At 54.6% G+C, this 21,141-nt stretch carries 15 protein-coding genes; 7 read left to right on the top strand and 8 right to left on the bottom strand.

What is annotated here, in order from left to right; genetic code table 11:
- Nucleotides 1–12 precede the first annotated feature (12 nt).
- On the top strand, nt 13–4,221 hold the full coding sequence (locus EQG79_RS09680) for a PAS domain S-box protein (protein WP_129601355.1): 4,209 nt from the start codon (nt 13–15) through the stop codon (nt 4,219–4,221).
- 18 nt (nt 4,222–4,239) lie between these two features.
- On the opposite strand, the gene EQG79_RS09675 is transcribed toward EQG79_RS09680, so the two are convergent.
- The 4 genes from EQG79_RS09675 to EQG79_RS09660 form a co-directional block, all read right to left on the bottom strand.
- On the bottom strand, nt 4,240–4,626 hold the full coding sequence (locus EQG79_RS09675; protein ID WP_129601354.1) for a hypothetical protein: 387 nt from the start codon (nt 4,624–4,626) through the stop codon (nt 4,240–4,242).
- A 176-nt stretch (nt 4,627–4,802) separates the two neighbouring features.
- The gene (locus EQG79_RS09670) at nt 4,803–5,261 is read right to left on the bottom strand and encodes a hypothetical protein (RefSeq protein WP_129601353.1); all 459 of its coding nucleotides are present in this window, start codon (nt 5,259–5,261) and stop codon (nt 4,803–4,805) included.
- Between the two features lie 25 nt (nt 5,262–5,286).
- Nucleotides 5,287–5,787, bottom strand: coding sequence for a GNAT family N-acetyltransferase (locus tag EQG79_RS09665; RefSeq protein WP_129601352.1), 501 nt, complete (start codon nt 5,785–5,787; stop codon nt 5,287–5,289).
- Between the two features lie 85 nt (nt 5,788–5,872).
- Nucleotides 5,873–6,913 carry a glycosyltransferase family 4 protein gene (locus EQG79_RS09660; RefSeq protein ID WP_165358873.1) on the bottom strand — a complete coding sequence of 347 codons (1,041 nt, stop codon included), beginning with the start codon at nt 6,911–6,913 and terminating at the stop codon, nt 5,873–5,875.
- A 289-nt stretch (nt 6,914–7,202) separates the two neighbouring features.
- Between EQG79_RS09660 and EQG79_RS09655 the strand changes: the two genes are divergently transcribed.
- Complete coding sequence (locus EQG79_RS09655; protein ID WP_129601350.1) at nt 7,203–8,258, top strand: glycosyltransferase family 4 protein; 1,056 nt, start codon at nt 7,203–7,205, stop codon at nt 8,256–8,258.
- 73 nt (nt 8,259–8,331) lie between these two features.
- Nucleotides 8,332–10,170, top strand: a complete 1,839-nt coding sequence (locus tag EQG79_RS09650; RefSeq protein ID WP_077921853.1) for an ABC transporter ATP-binding protein — start codon at nt 8,332–8,334, stop codon at nt 10,168–10,170.
- A 49-nt stretch (nt 10,171–10,219) separates the two neighbouring features.
- Here the strand turns inward: EQG79_RS09650 and EQG79_RS09645 are convergent, their stop codons facing one another.
- The 4 genes from EQG79_RS09645 to EQG79_RS09630 form a co-directional block, all read right to left on the bottom strand.
- Nucleotides 10,220–11,479, bottom strand: coding sequence for a glycosyltransferase family 4 protein (locus tag EQG79_RS09645; RefSeq protein ID WP_129601349.1), 1,260 nt, complete (start codon nt 11,477–11,479; stop codon nt 10,220–10,222).
- Nucleotides 11,480–11,536: 57 nt separating this feature from the next.
- Nucleotides 11,537–12,187: a glycosyltransferase gene (locus tag EQG79_RS09640; protein WP_077921851.1), complete on the bottom strand. Its 651-nt coding sequence runs from the start codon at nt 12,185–12,187 to the stop codon at nt 11,537–11,539.
- Nucleotides 12,180–13,370 (bottom strand): glycosyltransferase, encoded by a 1,191-nt coding sequence (locus tag EQG79_RS09635; RefSeq protein WP_129601348.1) that lies wholly within the window; start codon nt 13,368–13,370, stop codon nt 12,180–12,182. Before EQG79_RS09635 ends, EQG79_RS09640 begins: the two co-directional genes overlap by 8 nt.
- Before the next feature lie 523 nt (nt 13,371–13,893).
- Nucleotides 13,894–14,265: a winged helix-turn-helix transcriptional regulator gene (locus EQG79_RS09630; protein ID WP_129601347.1), complete on the bottom strand. Its 372-nt coding sequence runs from the start codon at nt 14,263–14,265 to the stop codon at nt 13,894–13,896.
- 69 nt (nt 14,266–14,334) lie between these two features.
- Here EQG79_RS09630 and EQG79_RS09625 point away from each other — a divergent pair, with 69 nt between their 5' ends.
- The 4 genes from EQG79_RS09625 to EQG79_RS09610 all read left to right on the top strand — a co-directional run bounded on the left by EQG79_RS09625 (nt 14,335) and on the right by EQG79_RS09610 (nt 21,139).
- Entirely contained in the window at nt 14,335–15,147 is an 813-nt protein-coding gene (locus EQG79_RS09625; protein WP_129601346.1) for an alpha/beta fold hydrolase, read from the top strand.
- A gap of 556 nt (nt 15,148–15,703) precedes the next feature.
- Nucleotides 15,704–16,312 carry an RNA polymerase sigma factor gene (locus EQG79_RS09620; protein WP_077921847.1) on the top strand — a complete coding sequence of 203 codons (609 nt, stop codon included), beginning with the start codon at nt 15,704–15,706 and terminating at the stop codon, nt 16,310–16,312.
- A gap of 112 nt (nt 16,313–16,424) precedes the next feature.
- Entirely contained in the window at nt 16,425–17,555 is a 1,131-nt protein-coding gene (locus EQG79_RS09615; RefSeq protein WP_129601345.1) for a FecR family protein, read from the top strand.
- A 134-nt stretch (nt 17,556–17,689) separates the two neighbouring features.
- Nucleotides 17,690–21,139 carry a TonB-dependent receptor gene (locus tag EQG79_RS09610; RefSeq protein ID WP_129601344.1) on the top strand — a complete coding sequence of 1,150 codons (3,450 nt, stop codon included), beginning with the start codon at nt 17,690–17,692 and terminating at the stop codon, nt 21,137–21,139.
- Nucleotides 21,140–21,141 lie beyond the last annotated feature (2 nt).

Here is a 21,141-nt window from a genome sequence, read left to right as displayed (position 1 = left end):
AGTCAGTTATTCATGGTGCTTTTTAATCGGCTAAAAAGGCTCTTTTCCAGCAGGGAAGTCAACCCTTCTGAAACCGGGAACCAACCCGGTCAGTGGGCAAATCTTCCGATCGGCGTACTGATCTGTGAGCCGGGTCCGACCCCTTTTGCCCCTACGCTGACCGTCACCTACTGGAACAACCAGGCTTCCTCGCTCGTCGGTGACCTGCCTCAGCCGGTTCGTCCGCTGCCGCTGGCTACCAATCCCTGCCTGCGCCACCTCGCCGACTCCATCCGGACGGCACTGGCCACCGGAACGCCAGTTACCCTGGAACGATACGACCCGGATACCGATCGCTGGCTCGACTTTACGATCAGCCGCCACCAGCAGACCAGCCTGATTTATGTCCAGAATAAAAGCCCGGAGAAATACAGAACCAACCTGCAGCGCCGGCTCGAGCTCGAATCGATTATCTCCGACATATCGGGTAGCCTGCTGACTATGCCTTCCGATGGCTTGAACGCATTCATCCACGAATCGCTGGCCAAGATAGGGGCTTATGACAAGGCCGACCGGGTGTCTATCTTCGAATACACCCCCGACAACCAGCGCATGTCCTGCACCCACGAGTGGTGCGCAGAAGGCATTGCCTCCCACCGGTCTAACCTGCAGGATCTACCGACCCGGTCGTTCCCCTGGTGGCAGGAGCAAATGAGCAGTCAGCAAACCATCCGGCTGACCTCACTGGATGAACTCCCCCCCCACGCGACCAGCGAGAAAGCGACCCTGCTGGATCACAACATTAAGTCGTTGCTGGTCATGCCCCTGGTGGCAGACCATGGTCTGGTCGGTTTTGTCGGATTCGATGCCGTTCGGGACGCCAGGCAGTGGGATACCAACGATGCCGATCTGCTCAAAACGTTTTCGGCGCTGGTCGTGACCGCCACCAGCCGGGCCAGCCGCGAACAACAGCTGCAGCGGGTCAACAAACGGCTCACCGGCTTGAGTCACATCACCAAAGCGTTACTGACCAGCAGTCTCCACGACGGACAGCCTGACCTTACGGCCTTGCACCACCTGTACGAGATGATTCCCTGCGAAATCGGAATTGTGTTCCGGATTGATGAAGACGGACAGTATGCCCGTACCGAAAGCCGGTTCAGACACGGGCAGCGCGAAGACTGGCCGGGGGTGTCTATACCCGTGCAGTACCTGTATAACAACCTGCTGGCGCAGGGGCAGGAGATTCTGGTGAATCAGCTACGCCCCGGCAGCAGCGGTTTTCCCGCTGACTTCAACCCCTACGCCTGGGGCCATCGCTCTTTTCTGTGCGTTCCCCTGCAGGCCCGTGAGCAATACGTTGGCTTACTGGTCCTATTAGACCCTAGCCCGCAGTTCTTCACCGCCGAACATGTCCTTATCGCCAAAGAAGTGGCCGGGCAGCTCTCGGTGCTGCTGTTGCAGGAGGAAATCAACCAGCAGCTGACGAGTCAGGCCACTACCCTGTTTAACAATCACCAGCTCCTGCAGGTGGTCGTCGACACCAGCCCCACGGGCCTGGCGCTTCTGGAGCCGGTCTGGGCCGCTGGCAAGCTCGTTGATTTTACGTATCTGCTGGTCAATCCGGTGGCGGCCCATATCACAGGCCAAACGCAGGAAACCATGCCCGGACAGCGGCTGCTTACCATGCTCCCGCATGTGCGCACCAACGGGCTTTTCGATTGTCTGGTCGGCGTGGCCACGACGGGCGCTTCCCAACGGATTCAGATACGGGACGACCTGCCGGTGGGCGAGTTCTGGGGCGATTACCTGCTGGCCCGGGTGGGGGGCAATGTGCTGTTGACGGTCAACGATATTACCAGCCTGACAACGGCCAAAGCGCAGCTGCAGCAAACGAATGCGGAGCTGGAAACGCGCGTCGCTGAACGCACCGGGCAGATTCAGCAACTGTACGCCATTCAGCAGGCCATCTTCAAATACACAGGGCTGGCCATTGCCGCTACCGACCCCGAGGGCATTATTCAGCTGGTCAATCCGGCACTCGAAACCATGACCGGTTACCGGGCCGACGAGCTGATTGGCAAGGTTACGCCCGGAGCGCTGCGCGCACCCGCGGTTTTTCAGCAGCAGATCGACCAGCTCAGGGCGGCTGTAGCCGACCCGTCGATTACGGGCGAAGCGCTGATCAGGGCCTATCTGCAAAAGCACGACTACCTGCGCCGGGAAAATACGCTGCTGACCAAAGACGGGCAGCTGATTCCGGTTATCTCTACCGTAACCGGCCTCTACAACGATGAGCAGGAGCTGATCGGCTACGTCGACACGGCTATCGACATCTCGTACCTCAAAACCATCGAGCAGGAGCTGGTACAGGCTAACCAGCGGAGTCAACTGGCTACCCGCGCCGGCAAACTGGGCGTGTGGGAATGGAATCTGGATACCAACGAGCTGATTCTGGACGGCAGCTTCGCCAGCCTCTTCGACATGCCCCGTGATAAGCCCATCCGCCACCTCGACGAGGTGGCCCGCATGGTCCATCCGGATGATCTGCCCTTCTTTAAGCAATACGTAGCCGACATCCAGCAAAGCAGAAAGCCGTTTAACGCCGAGTTCCGGCTCTTCTCGCCTACTCACCAGTCGGTTCACTACATGAAAGCCGATGGCCTGGTGCGTCAGGATGATCCCAACGGCACCAACCGCATGATCGGCGTCATTCGGGACCGGACCACGAAACGCCAGGCCGAACAGGCCATGCGGGACAGCGAGTACCGGTACCGGTCGCTGGTCGATCACCTCAAAGCCGTTGTTTTCCAGGCCGACGCAACGGGTTGCTGGCTGTTTCTGAATGCTGCCTGGGAAGAAGTGACCGGATTCACCGTCGAGGAAGCCCTGGGCCATCGGTTCCTGGAGTACATTCTTCCCGACGACCAGGCCCATACCCTGGCGCTCTTTTCCCAGATCAGGGACTGCGATGCCGGGCATGTCAAACTGGTGGTACGGTATCGCCACAAAGAAGGCGGTTACCGATGGATCGATGTGTTTGCGCAGGCTACGCTCAACGAACAGGCCGAGATTACCGGCTTTACCGGAACCCTGACCGACATCACCGACCGAAAAAAAGCGGAAGAAGCGATCATCGAAAGCGAACAGCGATTCCGGGATATTGCCGAAAACGTAGACGAAATTTTCTGGATACGGGATCTGGAAGAGCCCCGGTTTACCTACATGAATGCCGCCTACGAACGATTTACGGGTCAGCCGGTTACGAACCTGTACCGAAATCCGCTAACGTTTTTAGACTTTATTATCGAAGAAGACCGCCCGAACGTGCTGAGCTTTTTCATGCACAATGAGCAGGAACCGTCGTTTGAGTTCCGGGCCAATCATCAGGACGGCAGTGTTCGTTATCTGAGCGTCCGTATTTTCACGGTAAAAGACGAGGCCGGTGTCATTACACGCCGGGTTGGTGTTGCATCCGACATCACGTCAGCCCACGAGAAAGAATTGATTTTGCAGGATTCTCTCCAGCGGGAGCGGGCGCTGAATGCACTCAAATCGAGGTTTATATCAACAGCCTCCCACGAGTTCAGAACACCGCTGGCGGGCATCAGCTCCAGCCTTGAACTCGTAAAACATTATGTCAACAGCGGCTCGGCTCCCTTCGACACCAGCCCCATTAACCGGCATCTCGACAATATTCACAAGAAAATATTTTCGCTCAACGATTTGATTTCCGACACCCTTTCCGTCAGCAAACTCGACGAGGGCAAGGTTATGATTAACATTGAGCCGGTTGATTTATTTGACCTTTGTGCGCAGACGCTGAAACTGTATTTCAGCGACAGAGGGGATAAACGCTTCGTTGAATTGATCGTTATCGGCGAGGTCGTACCGATCGAAACCGACAGGAAACTGATCGCGCATGTGCTCGTAAATCTGTTGTCCAATGCCTTCAAATTTTCGACCGGCAACCCGACGCTGACCATCCGGTTTAGAGACAATATGGTCACGCTGAAAGTTAGCGACAAGGGCATCGGAATTCCCAAAAAAGACATACCAAATCTGTTCGGGAAATTTTTCAGAGCCAGTAACGCCATTGCCTTTCAGGGAACGGGTCTTGGGCTGGCCATCTGCCACGAATACATCACCCTCCTCAACGGACAGATCGATCTGGACAGTACCGAAGGCGTCGGCACTACCTTCCGGATTACGCTCCCGAAAGCCTACCGCGCCATCTCCTGAACAACGGCGACTGCTGCGCTACACCCCGTCGGCAGAAAATCGGTTGATTCGTTCGTTATACATATCGAGCAGGCTGTCGTCGACGTCGCCCGCCTGTTGCAGGTCGAGCCGCAGGAAGTCGGCCCGGTCGACTCCGCTGAGCATGCCCTCAAATTTCAGCTCCTGCTCAATCCAGGCCGATGTTTTGTTGAGCGCCACGGCCTGATTCAGCACCGCCGTAACGATGGCGGTGGTCTGCTCGGGGCTCTGGGTGGTCAGCAGCAACGTGCGGAGGGTATTCGTATAATCCTGATAGACCAGCCCTTCGGCGGGGCGGTCAGAACTGACCCATCGATACGCCAGGGTCTGAATCAGTTCTTTATAGGGTGATGAGTCAAGTGACTCAGGCCGTATGCGTGAGTTCATGAGCCAAACATACGAGGTATGCGTCTGTTTTCGGTAGTTTGTCCCCTCGTTCAGCCACAATGGTCCCCCTCACAAACGAAGCGCCCCCTCCGGCAGCCTGCGCCCAATCGACCACCTTACCCGTCTCCTGAAGCACCACCATAACGACGACGCGGCAACCTGTCGAACCAGCCGACCTACCGGAGCCGCTCGTAGTGGTAGCGGACGGTATCGAAAACGGCCGCATATCCTTTTATGAACGGCGTTACCTGAATGTTGTGTACGCCCTGTGGAGCGCCGTTCTGATAGGTTTGTCTCAGAAAGAACCGCAGCATTTGCCCGTTGCCGTAATAGAGATCCACGGTATAGGCATTCTCGTTTGTGACCCGGCGAGTTTCAAAAAGGCGTAGCTGCTCACTGCCGCCCTGACTGATGGACAGAAAATTACGCCGGGTATCGTTGCCCACTTCGAGCACCTGTCCACCCAGACTTCCAAAGGCGGTCGTATCCGCTGGGGTAACCTTTTTAGTGAGCAGCCACTGGCCGACCAGGTAGGTTCCGATACCACCGGGGGGCACGGGATTTTTCTGACAACCCGGGTTCAGCCAGACAGTCAGTCCGACCAGGGCGAGGCTGATTACTCGTTGAGCGTTCATAGGAGAAAAGAAGAAAAGGGTTTCGTTAGCTGAGACCAAATAGCATCGAGGGTCCGGTTTGGCCGGGCAGCGTGTGGGTCGCTTCGTAGCGGAACCCCAATCGACTGAGCAGGTTGATCGAGGGCTGGTTGTGGGGCGCCGTAATGGCCACGATCCGGGTTAGCTTTAGCGTCGTGCGGGCATAGGTAATAACGGCCGATGCCGCTTCGAAGCCGTATCCCTGTCGGGTATAGGTCGGCAGATACGCAAACCCGATGTCTACATCGTCCAGGGTTTCCCGCTTCAGCAGGCCACACAGGCCGATGGGTTGCCGGCTTTCCTTCAGCCGAACCAGATACAGCCCAAAACCCAGCCGCCGATAACTGGCCACCGGACCGTTCTGAATGTATGCTTCGGCATCGGCAACCGTTCTGACACCCCGATCCCCAATGAATTCCAGCCAGGCAGGCGTGTTGAGGAGTTCAACGATAAAGGGCGCGTCGTCTGTCGACAGCTCACCCAGGTTTAACCGCTCCGTTTCCAGCATACACTTAGAAGTCTTGTAATGACAAGTTAGCGACTACGCGCTACGTACAGGTCGGCTCGAACAAAATATAACACCATCCGGCTTTTCAGTTCATCAGCGACTGATATACGGCTACGTACTGGCGGGCGCTTTCTTGCCAGGTAAATCGTTCGGCATGCCGGACAATAGCGTCGGCCATCGGCGTATGGGTGTAGGTATGCATGCCCTGTTCAAACACCGCCTGCACCACTGTGGCCTCAAAGCTGGGAAAATAGAAGGCCGCTTCCCCACCGATCTCGGGCAGCGAGGTGGCCGTTGAGAGAAACACCGGCTTCCCGAACCGCATGGCCTCGATAACGGGCAGCCCGAACCCCTCTGCCAGGGAGGGGTGCAGAAACGCCTGGCAGTGCCTCAGATACCAGGCTTTATCGGCTTCGGAGACCGTTCCCGGCAGGTGCAGCCGATCGCTAACCCCCAGGTTTTGGGCCAGCTGCCGCACCTGACCGACATAAGCCGGATCGTCGTGATGACCGACCAGCAGCAACTCCAGCTCCGGGTTCGACTGGAGTAAAGGCAGCAGCACATGGTAATTTTTTTTCCGGTTCTGGTACCCGATGCCCAGCAGAAACGGACGGGCAGGTCGGTACGCCACGGGCGCCTGTATCGGCTCCGTTAGCGGGTCAACGCCGTTATAGATCACGTGAACGGGCTTGTCACCGACGTTACAGTGAGTCAGCACGTCGCTCCGGGTAAATTCAGAAATACAGACAATAGCATCGCTGCGGTCAATCAGCGACTGCGTATGCGCCAGGCTCTTCTGCTGTACAGCCTGGGGCTTGCCCTCGTGGAGTACGTTCAGGTCATGGATGGTCAGCAGCACCCTGATAGCCGGATAACGCGTTTTACCGGGTAAAATCCGACCGGACTGAAACGGAGCATGCCACACCCGACAGTCTTTCAGAAACGGCTGAACCAGCCTGTGCCATCGTTGCTCAATGAGGTGATACGGTTTGGGACTGAGTTCAAGTTTCCGGCGGGGCGGCAGATACATGTACAGGGATGGCGAGCCATCAACGGCTGGCAACTGATTAACGTGATCGCCAAGTTGCTGGCAGTACTGATACAACCCGGAATGTGAATACTTCATCAGGTCGCAATCCAATATAATTCGAGACATACGGTCGAGCTGCGGGGGTGCAGGGTGCTTACAATCAGATTTTCGTAAAAAATGCAACATTATGGAGGTTAGGCCGCTATTCTAATGCGGCCTTTTTTCCTTCGGCTGTCTTCCAACCCTTCTACCAGCTTTAAGACTCATCACTTCTGAACGATGCGTCATGCTTGATGAACTCCTACAGGTACACGTTTATTTTTCGTCATGACGCCCGTTCCAAACTTTTCTGTTCAGCTTATCAACGTTGAAAAGCGATTCCGTTATGAACCAAATCATCTTCGACTGCGAGCGAATGAAGTACATCAACACCGGACTGTACTACTTTTGTCTCAATCTGGGGAAGGCCCTTTTGCAAAATAGCAGCCGTGAAAAAATAGCCGTCTTCATTCCTAACCGGGTAGCCGCCAGCTTTGGCCCGTCGGTACCCATCCTGCCGCAGCAATCGTTGCAGAAGTTCTTCATGCCATCGGTCAGCCAGTATCAGTTGTGGCACTGCACCTATCAGAACTCGAACTACCTGCCGCGCCGGAACCGGAAGATCAAAGTACTACTGACCATCCACGACCTGAATTTTCTCTACGAAGACAAGTCGGCCAGTAAAAAAGCCCGCTGCCTCAGTCATCTGCAGGAGAACATCAACCGGAGCGACGCCATCGTGTGCATTTCCGAATTCACGCGCAACGACGTGCTAACCCACTGCGACGTCGGCAACCGGGCTGTACACGTGATCTATAACGGCACCAACGGCCTGACCAAGCCGGTTCTGGAAGAAAAGTCATACCGCCCCGCCGTTCCGTTTCTGTTCAACATCGGCGCCATTGCCCGCAAAAAAAACCAGCATCAGATTTTACCCCTGCTGCAAAGCAATCCGTCCATGGAGCTGGTACTGGCAGGTCGGCACGAGGATAAATCCTACGCGAATTACATCCGGCAGCAGGCGTCTGAACTAAACGTCGACGACCGTACGCACCTGATCAACGAGGTGACGGAAGGTGAGAAGTCCTGGTATTATCATAATTGCCAGGCGCTGGTGATGCCGTCGCTGGCCGAAGGATTTGGTTTGCCCATCACCGAAGCGATGTCCGTAGGCAAGCCTGTTTTTCTGTCGAAACACACCGCCATGACGGAAATTGGCAAAGATCTGGCCTTCTACTTTCAGGATTTCGACAACATGCACGATGATTTTCAGTCCGGTATGCTGCACTACCGAAAGGCCGGCAGCCGCATCCAGGAAGCAATGAAAGCCTACAGCGCTACGTTCAATTGGGAAGACGCGGCCCGGAAGTATCTGGACGTTTACCGGTCTTTGCTCGGATAAAATACAACCTGCGATCCAGCCAGATTTCTCCAGGCTGCCATAGCATAGAGAGTTAACACGTTACGATCAACGAATGAAAGTTTATAAACGGCTGATGGCCTACGCCAGGCCTTATGGAAAATTTATTATCCCCTTCTTCTTCTTTACCATTATCAGTGTGTTTTTCAACGTCTTTCAGTTTGCGTTGATTATCCCGCTGCTCAATTTCCTGTTCGACCCGATCAACACGGCCGACGCGGCCAAGTACGCGTCGATGCCGGACTTTCATATCTCCGGCAATTACTTCAAGGATATTTTTTACCACCTGATTTATCAGTTCAAGACCACGAATCCGGTTCACGCGCTTTATTTCCTGGCGGGAATGATCGTGGTAGCCGTGGTCATGACCAACTTTTTCCGGTTTCTGGCCCAACAGTGTCTGCTGGGTGCCCGAACCCTGCTGGTCAAACGCCTGCGCGAAGCGTTGTTCGAGAAAATCAACCACCTGCACCTGGGTTATTTCACCAAAGAGCACAAAGGCGATCTGCTGTCGCGGCTCAACGGCGATGTCTACGCCATTGAAAGCGTAGCCGGCAGTTCAATCGAGGTCGTTTTCAAGGAGCCGTACATGTTGATCGGCTATTTTGTGGCGCTGTTCATGATTTCGGCCAAGCTGATGCTGTTCACGCTCGTTATCATTCCGGTGTCGGCAGTCGGGATTGCCGCCGTTACCAAACGACTCAAGAAAGAAGCGCAGGACGTTCAGTCGTCGATGGGCCGGATGCTCACGCTGATGGACGAAACGCTGATGGGGATGCGCATCATTCGCTCCTTCAACGCGACGCCGTTCATTCTTCGGCGGTTCAGTGTCGAAAATGATTTCTACCGGAAAGCCAGTCTGGAAGGGTTCAAGCGCCGGGAACTGGCGCCAGCTTTTTCCGAAGCGTCGGGGGTATTCGTGGTGGCGTGTATCCTGGTATACGGAGGCAGTCTGGTACTCAACAGCACGAGTAACCTGCAGGCCAGCTCATTCATTGCGTTCATCGCTATTTTCTCGCAGATCATTCGGCCCGCCAAAGCCATCGTCGTTGCCCTGACGAACATTCAGCAGGGACAGGCGGCTGGCGAGCGCATTCTGGAACTGCTCGACAAACCAATCGAGATTGAAGACAAACCGAACGCCCTGACCCTGGATCAGTTCCGGCGCGACGTTGTCTTCGAGAATGTCAGCTTTCAGTATGGCGACAAGCCCGTGCTGAAAAACATCAGCTTCCGGATGGAGAAAGGCCGGAAAATCGCGCTAGTAGGGCCATCGGGCGTTGGCAAGTCGACCATCGCTGACCTGATTCCCCGCTTCTACGAACCTACCCAGGGCAGCGTTACCATCGATGGCGTAGAGGTCAGCGACTACACCATGGATTCGCTGCGCCGGCAGATGAGTTTCGTAACCCAGGAGATTATCCTCTTCAATGACACGATCTTCAATAACATTGCCCTCGGTCAGCCCGACGCCCGCCTGGAAGATGTTATTGCCGCGGCCAAGGTGGCTAACGCCCACGCCTTTATTATGGAAACCGAAGACGGCTACAACACCAACATCGGAGACCGGGGGGTACGGCTGAGCGGGGGGCAGCGCCAGCGGCTTAGTATTGCCCGGGCGGTGTTCAAAAAACCGTCGATCCTCATCCTGGACGAAGCCACCTCGGCCCTGGATGTCGAGTCGGAAAAATCGGTGCAGGAAGCGCTGGACAACCTCATGGAAGGCCGCACTACACTGGTCATTGCCCACCGGCTCAGCACGATCCGGGAAGCCGACGAAATCCTGATCATGGAAGACGGCGAGATCGTGGAACGCGGCAACCACTACGACCTGATCAGCCGCACCGACAGTGTCTATAAACGTCTGAACACCCTGCAGGAGGTACTCCAGTAGCAGCGCTGCTACTGGAGTACCTCCTGCAGGGTGTTCGAAACCAGCGGGTTCAGCTGGCCACGTACTTGACAGCTTCGTCAAACGTGGCCAGTACGTTTTTCCAGGTGTAGTACTGGTTGACATAGGCCCGCCCATTGTTGGCCATCTCTGCGGAATCCTGCGTCAGAATCTGGTCAACCGCCTGGCCGAACTCCTCGTAACTGCGGAACAACAGGCCTGCCCGGCTGCCGACTATATGATCACGCAGCACGGCGCATTCGGCCGTGGCAATGACAGGAATACCGACGGCAAAACTTTCCAGGGTTACCATCGACAGACTTTCGTAGGGCGACGGCATCACGAGCGCTTTGGCGTGCTGGAGCAATGTGGCTTTGGTCGGTTCATCAACGAAGCCAACGGGCCGTATGTCGGGGTGATCCGGTATAGGCATGAACGCCTGCCCAACCAGCACGAGCTTCAGCGGAGACGGATGTGCCTCTTTATACTGCCTGAAAAACTCAAACATCGTATCGCACCCTTTTGCCGTGTCGATTCGCCCAATGTAAAGCAGGTAATCGACACCGTCCTGGGCCGCTGGAGAGCCCGGTTCGCCGAGGTTGAGTATCTCACTTACCGACTTGTCCGACAGGGCGCGGGCGGGTTCAATCCCCACCCCTACCACATCATTCCGGATCGACTCGTTCCGGAACAGCTGATGCACGAAGCTCCGCTCGGCGGGCGTCAAAAACAGGATGGCGCGGGGTTTCTGGAAGAGCGGCCCGAACACCGGCAGGTAAATCGGCACCTCGTCGTGGGCCGTGGGAATAAAAATAGACTTCTGGGGGGCAACGTTCAGCCCGGCAATAGTGGGGTAATAGAGGTAGGTGATGAAGATCAACGCGTCGTACTGCTGGTGGTTGCGCTTCAGGTAATCGATCAGGTCGGGCGTATAAGGACCCTGGTATTCGGCCCACAGACGGCTGTACCGGCGGAGGCTCTTACCCACCAGCGCCCGGGCCCACATCCGGAGCCGGGCCAGCCCCTGCCACTCTTCCGGCCTTGACCATTTTTTGAGTTTGTGTTCTGCCCGGGCGGCCTGTTTAACCAGCCGTTCGTGTTTGGTCGCAAACCGGTGTACCCGTACTCCATTGATCATCACCGTCTCGGCGGGGTACCAGTTGGCCCAGGTGACGTACTCCAGCGCACAGCTTGTCAGCACATCCACTTCATAGGTATTTGCCAGTCGTTCGGCCATAATCCGGCAGTAGTACTCGGCTCCTCCGTTGACCTCCACGCCGTAACGCTGCACAACAAACGCTATTTTTTTCATATGACAAAGCTAAGCGATAACCCCGGCTACCGCCAGAGTTCATGAGTTAACCCCGGCTCATCCGAGCGACTGGTAAAAGTCGTTCTGCTTTTTCTGCCGATCGATGTCTTTCCGGTGTAGCAGACAGTACGCATCGGTGTCGGCAGGCAGGAAATGGCAGTGCTGGTACCCGGCGAGTTCTTCATGTACTTTATTTTTCCACCGTATTATCTGGTTCAGCCGGAAGATCCGCAGCTGGTAATCGGGGTAGTTGATCCGCCCCTGCTCATCCACCTGCCACTGCCAGGCCGCTATCCACTCGGGCGTCAGTCCCCTGACCAGGTTGATCCGGGGAACAGCCAGGCAGTCGGCCTGCGGATGCTTTCGCAGTATGCCTTTCAGCGAACGAAGCAGGGGTTTACCGGGCAGTTCGTCTGCATCGATCTGAAACAGATAATCGCCCGACGCCATCGAAATCAGGGTATTCTTAAAGGTCGCGAAGTCCCCGCCGAGCCGCGCGGTCAGGACACTGATCTGATTCTGGTATCGGTCGAGTACGTCCGTAACCCACGAGTCAGGCTCGGTAGTATCCTGCAACACGACGATTTGATCGTGCGCATCTTTATGAAGCAGCAAAAACAGAATCAGCCGTTCCAACTCCACCGCTTCGTTGCAAACGGTAATACCGTATGACAGCCGGATCCGCCGGGCCAGTAACCGATCAAGCATAGGTAAGTTTTTTATAAATCAGGGCGGATTCGGATGTTGTCGGATCAATAATCCGGATGCGATACCCGTGCCAGGTAGTGACCGGAACCAGCCGTCGCCAGAAGCGTTTCCACGGCGATACCGGCTCGTTGAGCCGGGCGTGGATCATGTCCGATAAGTGTGCAATCTGCTCCAGCTGGGCTGAGTCCGCTTTACGCGCATCCAGCGTAACCAGAATCCCGTTGGTCCGAGTGGCCGACAGTTTTTTTAGTTTCTTCGGCAGGTCGATGTGGGTCAGGGGCTGCTCGTCCCGGATGTACGGTTCCGGGTCAAGGTCGGTATAGATCGTCTGCGCCCAGGGCTCCAGCTCCCGAAGCACCGACAGGTCGCCACCGGTCAGAATCAGACCAATGTCGTACCGGCACCGGTTAGCCGACGTATTTCCAAACCCCCACTTCCGAACAAAATTCCGGTTCGACTGCCGCTCGATCTGCCGGGTTCGGTGAATATACTCTTCCGAAAACCGGGAGGTTTTACTGACGAAGTGGTAACACAGCGCATTCGGGGCGATGATCATCTCGACACCGCTCAGCCCGAGTCGCAGCAGCAGGTCGTCATCTTCGCAGAACATAGGATCGAAGAGCGGGTCCAATCCGCCCATGTCCAGCAGCCGCTTCCGCGACGCAGCCAGAAAGAAAACACCCCGATGGGTCGGAATGGCCGTTTGACCGGCCTCCCGATTTCGTTGCTGCTCATCCTGCACAAACTGAAAAAAGACGGTTTGTTGAAACGTAACCAGGTCGGCCCCAAAATCCTGAACCAGTTTGCCGGGCCGGGGGTCGTCCGCAAAGACAGGCGGCTCAACCGTCGTGTAAAATATCACTCGCCGGTCGGTTTGCAGCAGTGCCACCTCTTCTACAAAGCCTGGCGCCAGCACCATGTCGTTGTGGGCGAAGATCACGTAGGCCGACGTGGCCAGTTCGATGCATTTGTTGTACGTGTCGGACAGCGTGCGTTCCCGCTCTTCGTAATAATACCGAACGTGTTCATCCTGCAGGGAGTCGAGCCACTGGTGCGTGCCGTCGGTGCTGTTGAAGCTGACGAAGACCAGCTCCAGGGTTGGATACAGCAGGCGGGTCTGGGCATAAAAAAACTGTGTATACGCCAGGTTATTCTTTAAGCCTGCTAATAGAGAAAAAGTCATAGGCCTGTCACGATTCCTGCAAGCCCCCTACGCCAGTGGCGGTCTGAGCGGCCAGCCGGTTATCCTGTCAACGCCCGGCGCGCCGGCTTAGTATGGCTTAGTATCCGCGAAGACCCACCATCAACAGCTCAGCTGCTGCCATGATTCAGGTCAGCTGAGTTGGTTCAAATGAATCCAGGAAAAGCCTGCGTTTAATCCGTCAGGGTCTCCACAGCGCAGCGTCGGCACAAATCTTCAGGTTCAACCACAACCCGTCAAGGCCTTCACAGCGCAGCGTCGGTAGAAACAATCGATCAGGAGCAACCCTGGCCCGTCAGGGCCTTCACAGCGTAGCGTCGGTAGCAGCAATCGATCAGGTTCAACCCTGGCCCGTCAGGGCCTTCACAGCGCAGCGTCGGCACAAATCTTCAGGTTCAACCACAACCCGTCAGGGCCTTCACAGCGTAGCGTCGGCACAACTTCGGCAATCATGCCCGAGCCCGCACAACTAGTCACGGCTGCCCTGGGCTCATGACCGAAGGTTTCAGGCATCCTGCTCTTCCACCCAGATCCGATTACCCCACTGATTCAATTTCGCCACAATAGCCAGCAAGGCGAGTCCTTTGGGTGTAGGCGAATACCGGGTTTGCGGGGGTACCGTTTCGGGTACGAAGCTTTTTCTAACAAGTTTCTCGGTTACCAACTCCGCCAGACGCTGACTGAGTACATGGTCCGATAAAGTAGGGAAAGACTGTTTGAGCAGACTGTACTGGGCAACCCCATGAGCAATCTGGTGCAACAACACCATCTTCCAGCGAGGGCTGATGTCACGCAGTATGTCGTTCACGCCACACCACTCAGACAGTAATCTGGCGTTGTGCGCATTCGTGGAGCTTTCTTTTATGGTACTGGACATATGAGATTCACCTGGCTCATTTTAGGGTGAGTTATTGTGACCACCTGAGATAACGGGGACCTTTGCCCAATGAAACAGTTATTTTTTGGAAAGATTACAGTCTGGTTCGTTTTCATCGTCGTACTGGATTGGCAGGGAGCCTGGGCGGGGAAGCCGACTCCCGTAAAACACCCGGTTTATGTGTTGGTCCACGGGGCCTGGCATGGTGGCTGGTGCTGGCAGCAGGTCAGCGCTCAATTACGCGCTACAGGAGCTACCGTCTACACACCTACTCTCAGCGGTATGGGAGAGCATCAACATACGCTCACCCCTGCCATCAACCTGGACACGCATATCACGGATATCGTGAATTTACTGGTGATGGAAGACTTGCACGATGTGGTGCTGGTGGGCCATAGTTATGCCGGGGCCGTCATTACCGGCGTGGCCGACCGCATACCTGAGCGATTGCACCAACTGGTGTTTCTGGATGCCGTTCTGGTCGAAAATGGGCAAAGTCTGCTCGACGTACATCCGAAGGACATACAAGCGGCCTTTGTCGCAGCCGCAGCCCCCAGCCGTGGGCTCAGCCTGCCGATTCGCCCCTCTGCAAGCTTCGGGGTCAACGATGTGGCCCTGAGTCGCTGGGCGGATGCCCGACTAACGCCCCAGCCCTATCGCTGCTTTAGCCAGCCCATCGTATTGCGGAACTCCTACGGTAACGGTTTGCCAACGAGTTACATCGCCTGCACTCAGCCTGCCTTATCAGTACTGAAGGTATTCGCCGAGCGTACAAAGCACAACCCCAACTGGAGCTATTATGAGCTGGCCACGGGCCACGACGCTATGCTCAGCCAGCCTGCTGAAACCGCGGCCCTGCTGCAACGAATTAGTCAACGTTAACCCTGCAGGCTATCCCAATTGGGATAGCCTGCTTTTCATTTGATGGACAAATTTGTTTGAGAATACCCGAGGATTGATTGGCTGACTTAAGCCCAGTTATCCCAGGTCTGGCCTCCTTACCAGCCTTATCTCCCGTTGTAAGCTGACGCCTGTTTTCAGACAACAGGAGATTATTTCTTGTGCTCACTTATGTCGCAAAACCCGCCAAACCACCATACAGCCTAGCCTTCAGTACATAACTGCCGGCTAAGGCAGTGGGGCATCGAGTTTCCCCCAACAATACATATGGCGACATGTATCCAACAATGATGAGTGCTTTGACCCTGCATGAAATCACCCTGACTTATAAAATCGCTTATTCTCTTTTGGGTAGATTTTTCGATAGCAGGTTATTTATGATTGGTACCAAAAACGGATTTGTTGAAATCAGTAATACCGGACGACATAATAAATCTTAGAACAAAAATTGTTTTTTTGCGACAAATAGACTTCCGTTTGTAGACATCCTACGGCAGCAACATGTATTTCGGGCACTACAACAACCGAAAAATCATCCATGGAAAACAGAGGTAAACCGTTTGACGATCAGGAGGAAGCCATTCTCTGGCGGGGATCTCTGGCGGGTGATGCCCAACTGTTTGAGAACCTTGTTGATCAAACCTACGATCTACTGTTTCAGTATGGGTGTAAGTTCTGCCGCGATCGTGATCTGGTAAAAGACTGTATTCAGGATGTGTTTCTGGAGGTCTGGGAAAAGCGGCAGCTGTTAAACGCCAACATTCCACCCAGGCCTTACTTTCTGGCATCTCTGCGTCGCCGTTTGCACCGCGTTGTTCAGTACAACCGAATGAGCACGTTTGGCGATTACGACAAAATAGAGCTTGATTTTGAGAGTGAATTCAGCGTCGAACAGCAGTTCATTCAACTAGAATCAGACCAACGCCTGGCGACTGAGTTATCCTATTGGCTCAATGAACTCCCCAAACGCCAGAAAGAGGCCGTTTACCTCCGCTTTTTCCACGACTTAAGCCGTGATGAGATCGCCGAAATAATGGATATTCATCCGCAGTCGGTCTCCAATCTTCTACAGACTGCTTTCAAATGGCTCAAAATTCACTGGAAAGTTGGCTTGATGCTATGTCTGCGATTCTGGTACCAGGGTTGATCTGTTGAACTCCTCGCTTGACATCCATGGCCTTTTTCTTATTTGGGGTCAGATAATTTAAAAAAAACTAGAAAAAATACAGTATCCGGCATTAGGTCATGTCTAATGGTGTTTGAAAGCACCTAGTGACGTGGAAAAATACCAGCAGTATACCGTAAAGCAGTTTGTTCTGGACCCCTCTTTCCGGCGATGGGTGTTGTTTCCCGACGACCCTGCGAATATACATTGGGCAGACTGGGTAGCCCTTCATCCCGAAAAGGCCGCTGATATGGCCAGTGCTAAATCGCTGGTATTAGCCATTCGCCCAGCTAACACTCCCCTGTCAGCCACGGAGAGAGCGGCCGCCGTTCAGCAGATAATGGCCCGGTTACCGGACACAGTTGATTCAGGTCAACCCCGGCGCATTGTCCGTCAGATTCACTGGCAATCCTGGCTTCGGGTGGCCGCTGCCATTCTCCTCATCACGGGGGCGGGCTGGTGGTTTATACAACGACCGAATCGAATTGATTACGCTGAACTGGTTGCCCAGCTTGGTCAAACGCGGGTCGAACAAACCAACGACACGCAGCAGCCGCGTACGGTTTTATTGAGCGATGGCAGTACGGTTACTCTCCAGCCAGGGTCCCGAATCAGCTATCCTGTCTCGTTTAGGGGTAATCAGCGCGAGGTCGTTTTGCAGGGAGAGGCCTTTTTCTCCATAGCCAAAAACCCGGTTAAACCGTTTGTGGTGTACGCCAATGAGCTGGTCACCAAGGTACTGGGTACCAGCTTCTGGGTACGTGCCCGGCAACAGGACGAGCAGGTTCAGGTGACGGTCAAAACCGGTCGGGTGGCCGTTTTCTCGCAGGCCGATCCTCAACTATCCGCCAAGCTGAAAGCTCCCGCACTGGATGGCGTTGTGCTCGACCCAAACCAGCGAATTGTGTATACCCGCGCCACCGAAAAAATGGAAAAAGGGCTCATTGAGCAACCACTCATGACGGGGCAGCAGGAACATGAACTGCAGGCGTTCAATTTCGATGAAACGCCCGTTGCACAGGTGTTCGAAACCCTCGAAAAAGCCTACGAAATCGATCTCGTTTATGATCCGACCCTGTTCCGCGATTGCCCGGTATCGGCCAATCTGACGGACCTGCCGCTCTACGAAAAACTCGACCTGATCTGTAAAGCCGTACAGGCCAGGTACGTTGTCATCGAAGGCCGAATCATTATTGAAGGTAAGGGCTGTAGCGTAGCCCCCTAAAAAGAGGTCAATCATGCTCGAACATGATTGACCCGTGTTTGCCCCGAAGGTTTGCCGACCTGATTATCCGTCTATGACAGGATACGGGGTTCATTTTGCCAATTGTTTCACGATTAACAAAACAGGTCAAAAGTATGAAGAAACGCTTTCCAGTCAAACGTCAACTACAGCTAATCATGCGAATCAGTATTCTCCAGATCGTTTTAGCCTTGTCGGTTGTCAGTACATCCATTGCCTTTGACGTTCATGCGCAGGAAGCCCTGACTCGAAAGGTGTCGATGCAGGTGCAGCAAAAACAAGTGAAGTACGTTCTTCAGCAGCTTGGGCAGCAGGCCGGGATTCGGTTTGTATTCAGCTCCCGGCTCATTCAGTCTGACCGAAAGGTGTCACTTCAGGTCACCGATCAGCCGGTAGCCTCCGTTCTGGATAAACTACTGAAACCGTTAGGCTTAAGCTACGAAGTTTCCGGCGAGAATATCGTGATCCAGCCTTCGGAAACTGGCAGTAGTGCATCATCCGCGCCCGACCAGTCCCGGACGGAAGCCACGGCTGATATAACCGTTACGGGTACGGTGACCGACGAAAAAGGCGAGGTTCTACCGGGGGTGAGTGTGGTCATAAAAGGCACCTCAAAGGGAAGTACAACCAATATTCAGGGCAAATTCAGCATGGCGGTGCCTACTGGTAGTGCGACACTGGTTTTCTCCTTCGTGGGGTATTTATCTCAGGAAGTGGCCGTTGGTAACAAAACAAGCATCAACGTTTCGTTGAAGCCCGATACCAAATCGCTGGAGGAGGTGGTAGTAGTGGGCTATGGTGAGATCAAAAAGAGCGACCTGACTGGTTCGGTCTCTTCCCTGAAGGCCGAAGGCAATGAAGACAAACCCATAACCTCCATCGACCAGCTGATTCAAGGCCGTGCCTCGGGGGTGCAGATCACGCAGAACTCAGGCGCACCGGGTTCGGGAATGACGTTTCTGATTCGGGGGGCCAGTTCGGTAACGGGTTCCAATCAACCTCTGATTATTCTGGACGGTTATCCCATCGAAACCGATCAGCGGAGCCTGTCGCCCAACACCGGCACGAGTTTCTGGGAAGCGTCAACACCACCAACTAACCCGCTCGCGGCTATCAACCCGAATGATATTGAATCCATCGAAATTCTGAAAGATGCATCGTCAACCGCCATTTATGGGTCGCGGGGAGCCAATGGCGTTGTCTTGATCACCACCAAACGCGGGAAGAGCAAACGGGATCAGTTTTCGTACTCCTTCCGTACTGACATCAGCAGTTTACCAAAAAAAATCGATGTGCTGCGGGCGGCTGATTTTATTCAGTACGCCAACGAAGGTGCCCGCAACAGTGGTCGGGATTCGGTCTACCGGGCGGCTGCCATACCGGGCTTGCTGGCCAATGATTATTTCTGGCAGGACCTGATCATTCAACCGTCGGTTTCTCAGGATCATCAGCTTTCGTTTACCGGGGGCGATGATAAAACCAAGTATTCCGTTTCGGGAAACTACTACAGTCAGGAAGGTATCATCAAGAATTCGTCGTTCGACCGGGGCTCCATTCGGATCAACCTCGACCGGCAGGTACTGCCGAAACTGAAACTGTTCGGCAGCTTTAGCGGAACAATCAGTGAGAACAGATCGACGCAGCAATCCAATTCAAATGGTGATCAGTCGGGCTCGGCCATTACCGGTGCGCTGCGGTTCAGGCCCATTGCGTCTCCTTTTGCTGCCGGCACCGACGATGAACCCGAACTATCCATCGAAGGCAACCCATTGACACTGGTAACGCTCGGCCGAAACGTGGCCCGGTCAACGGTCGTGCTTGCCAATCTGAAAGCCGATTATTCGCTCCTGAAGGGATTGAATTTTGTGATCAATGCAGGCGTCAATAACACCAATGCCAAGCGGGATAACTTCCAGCCGTTCGGCACCTTTGCTGGCCGCCAGAATGGCTATGCCTACACCGGTGAGGCCAGTAGTTTTAACTTCCTGGTTGAAAACACCCTCAGCTTCAACAAAACCATTGCCCGAAAGCACCGCATCAATGCCGTTGGTGGCTACACCTGGCAGCAATGGAATAACCGAACGTTCGGGGTTCAGGCTACGCAATTTGTGTCGGAAGCCCTTCAGGCCAATAATTTTCAGTTAGCCAGTTCATCCTCTATCCCGGTCACAACCAACCAAAACTGGGCGCTGCAATCAGTATTAGGGCGTTTCAACTATACGTTCGACAGCCGCTACCTGTTTACGCTTACCGGTCGGGCCGACGGCGCATCCCGCTTGGCCGAAGGCAACAAATGGGCCTTTTTCCCTTCCATTGCCGGTGGCTGGAATGTGCATAATGAACCCTTTATGAAGGGCCGGACCATCTTTGATGAACTGAAGGTCAGAGCCAGTTACGGCATCAGCGGTAACCAAAGTATCGGCGTCGGCTCATCCGTCGACCGGGTCGGAACAACCCGGACGGTTGTCAACGGCATCATCCTCACGGCACTGGCACCCAGTGGCCTGGGGAACCCAAATCTGGGCTGGGAAACGACCCGTCAAATCAATGTCGGGCTCGACGTGGCTATTCTGAAGAGCCGACTAAAGCTGGGTTTTGAGGCCTATAGCCGCAACACCTCCGATCTGCTGATCAACCTGACGTTACCCGGATCAACGGGTTTTACCAGCTATGCTGCCAACTTTGGCAAGGTTGAAAACAAAGGAATCGAGTTTGATGCCGATGCGGTGATTCTCGACGGCGAACTCAAATGGAATGCGTCCGGCAACATCAGCTTCAACCGCAACAAAATAACCAACCTGGGTGGTATCCAGTTGTTTGGGGCCAGTTACCTGTCGGTGGGTTCTATTGGCCTTGGTCAGCCCGCCAACACGGCACTGGAAGGATTTCCGATTGGCGCGTTTTTCGGGTACCAGGTCAATGGCGTTTATCAAAATGCCGATCAGGTGGCTACCGGACCCAAAGATCCCACCAACCCAACTCCGGGCGACATTAAATATGTCGATACCAATGGCGATGGCACCATTTCGGTGGCTGACCGGACCATTATCGGCAACCCCTACCCTGACTACACCTTTGGCATTACCAACGACTTCCGATGGAAAAGCCTGACGCTGAGTATTTTCTTCATGGGCAACATGGGGCAGGATGTGATGAACCTGAACCGGCATATTCTGGACGCGCTCACCTTTACGACCGGCACCAACATGCGGACCGAAGCCTGGGAAGGACGGTGGCAGGGCGAAGGTACCAGCAACTACTACCCGCAGGCCCGAAACGTAGGGAATGCCTTCCGGGGGCGTCTGAGCAATTTTTATCTGGAAGATGGCTCGTTTGTGCGGCTCAAGAATATTTCTCTTGCCTACAATTTACCCACCAACACAGTCAAATGGCTGCGGAATGCCAAAGTCTTCGTATCGGCCACGAACCTGATTACCTGGACTAACTACAAAGGGTACGACCCGGAAGTAAGCGCCAACGCCACCAGTTCACTAACACCGGGGGTTGACTTTGGAACGGTTCCCCAATACCGCACCTATTCGACGGGTATCAACCTGACATTTTAATC

This window comes from Spirosoma sordidisoli, from assembly GCF_004138325.1.
Lineage (GTDB): Bacteria > Bacteroidota > Bacteroidia > Cytophagales > Spirosomataceae > Spirosoma > Spirosoma sordidisoli.
Note: the sequence above shows the minus strand (reverse complement) of the source record. Positions and strands in the feature narration are given on the sequence as shown.

Excerpts from the sequence above, each read along its gene's own strand:
- EQG79_RS09680 (WP_129601355.1), top strand. The coding sequence starts at position 13 with ATGGTGCTTTTTAATCGGCTAAAAAGGCTCTTTTCCAGCAGGGAAGTC.
- EQG79_RS09675 (WP_129601354.1), bottom strand. The coding sequence starts at position 4,626 with ATGAACTCACGCATACGGCCTGAGTCACTTGACTCATCACCCTATAAA.
- EQG79_RS09670 (WP_129601353.1), bottom strand. The coding sequence starts at position 5,261 with ATGAACGCTCAACGAGTAATCAGCCTCGCCCTGGTCGGACTGACTGTC.
- EQG79_RS09665 (WP_129601352.1), bottom strand. The coding sequence starts at position 5,787 with ATGCTGGAAACGGAGCGGTTAAACCTGGGTGAGCTGTCGACAGACGAC.
- EQG79_RS09660 (WP_165358873.1), bottom strand. The coding sequence starts at position 6,913 with ATGAAGTATTCACATTCCGGGTTGTATCAGTACTGCCAGCAACTTGGC.
- EQG79_RS09655 (WP_129601350.1), top strand. The coding sequence starts at position 7,203 with ATGAACCAAATCATCTTCGACTGCGAGCGAATGAAGTACATCAACACC.
- EQG79_RS09650 (WP_077921853.1), top strand. The coding sequence starts at position 8,332 with ATGAAAGTTTATAAACGGCTGATGGCCTACGCCAGGCCTTATGGAAAA.
- EQG79_RS09645 (WP_129601349.1), bottom strand. The coding sequence starts at position 11,479 with ATGAAAAAAATAGCGTTTGTTGTGCAGCGTTACGGCGTGGAGGTCAAC.
- EQG79_RS09640 (WP_077921851.1), bottom strand. The coding sequence starts at position 12,187 with ATGCTTGATCGGTTACTGGCCCGGCGGATCCGGCTGTCATACGGTATT.
- EQG79_RS09635 (WP_129601348.1), bottom strand. The coding sequence starts at position 13,370 with ATGACTTTTTCTCTATTAGCAGGCTTAAAGAATAACCTGGCGTATACA.
- EQG79_RS09630 (WP_129601347.1), bottom strand. The coding sequence starts at position 14,265 with ATGTCCAGTACCATAAAAGAAAGCTCCACGAATGCGCACAACGCCAGA.
- EQG79_RS09625 (WP_129601346.1), top strand. The coding sequence starts at position 14,335 with ATGAAACAGTTATTTTTTGGAAAGATTACAGTCTGGTTCGTTTTCATC.
- EQG79_RS09620 (WP_077921847.1), top strand. The coding sequence starts at position 15,704 with ATGGAAAACAGAGGTAAACCGTTTGACGATCAGGAGGAAGCCATTCTC.
- EQG79_RS09610 (WP_129601344.1), top strand. The coding sequence starts at position 17,690 with ATGAAGAAACGCTTTCCAGTCAAACGTCAACTACAGCTAATCATGCGA.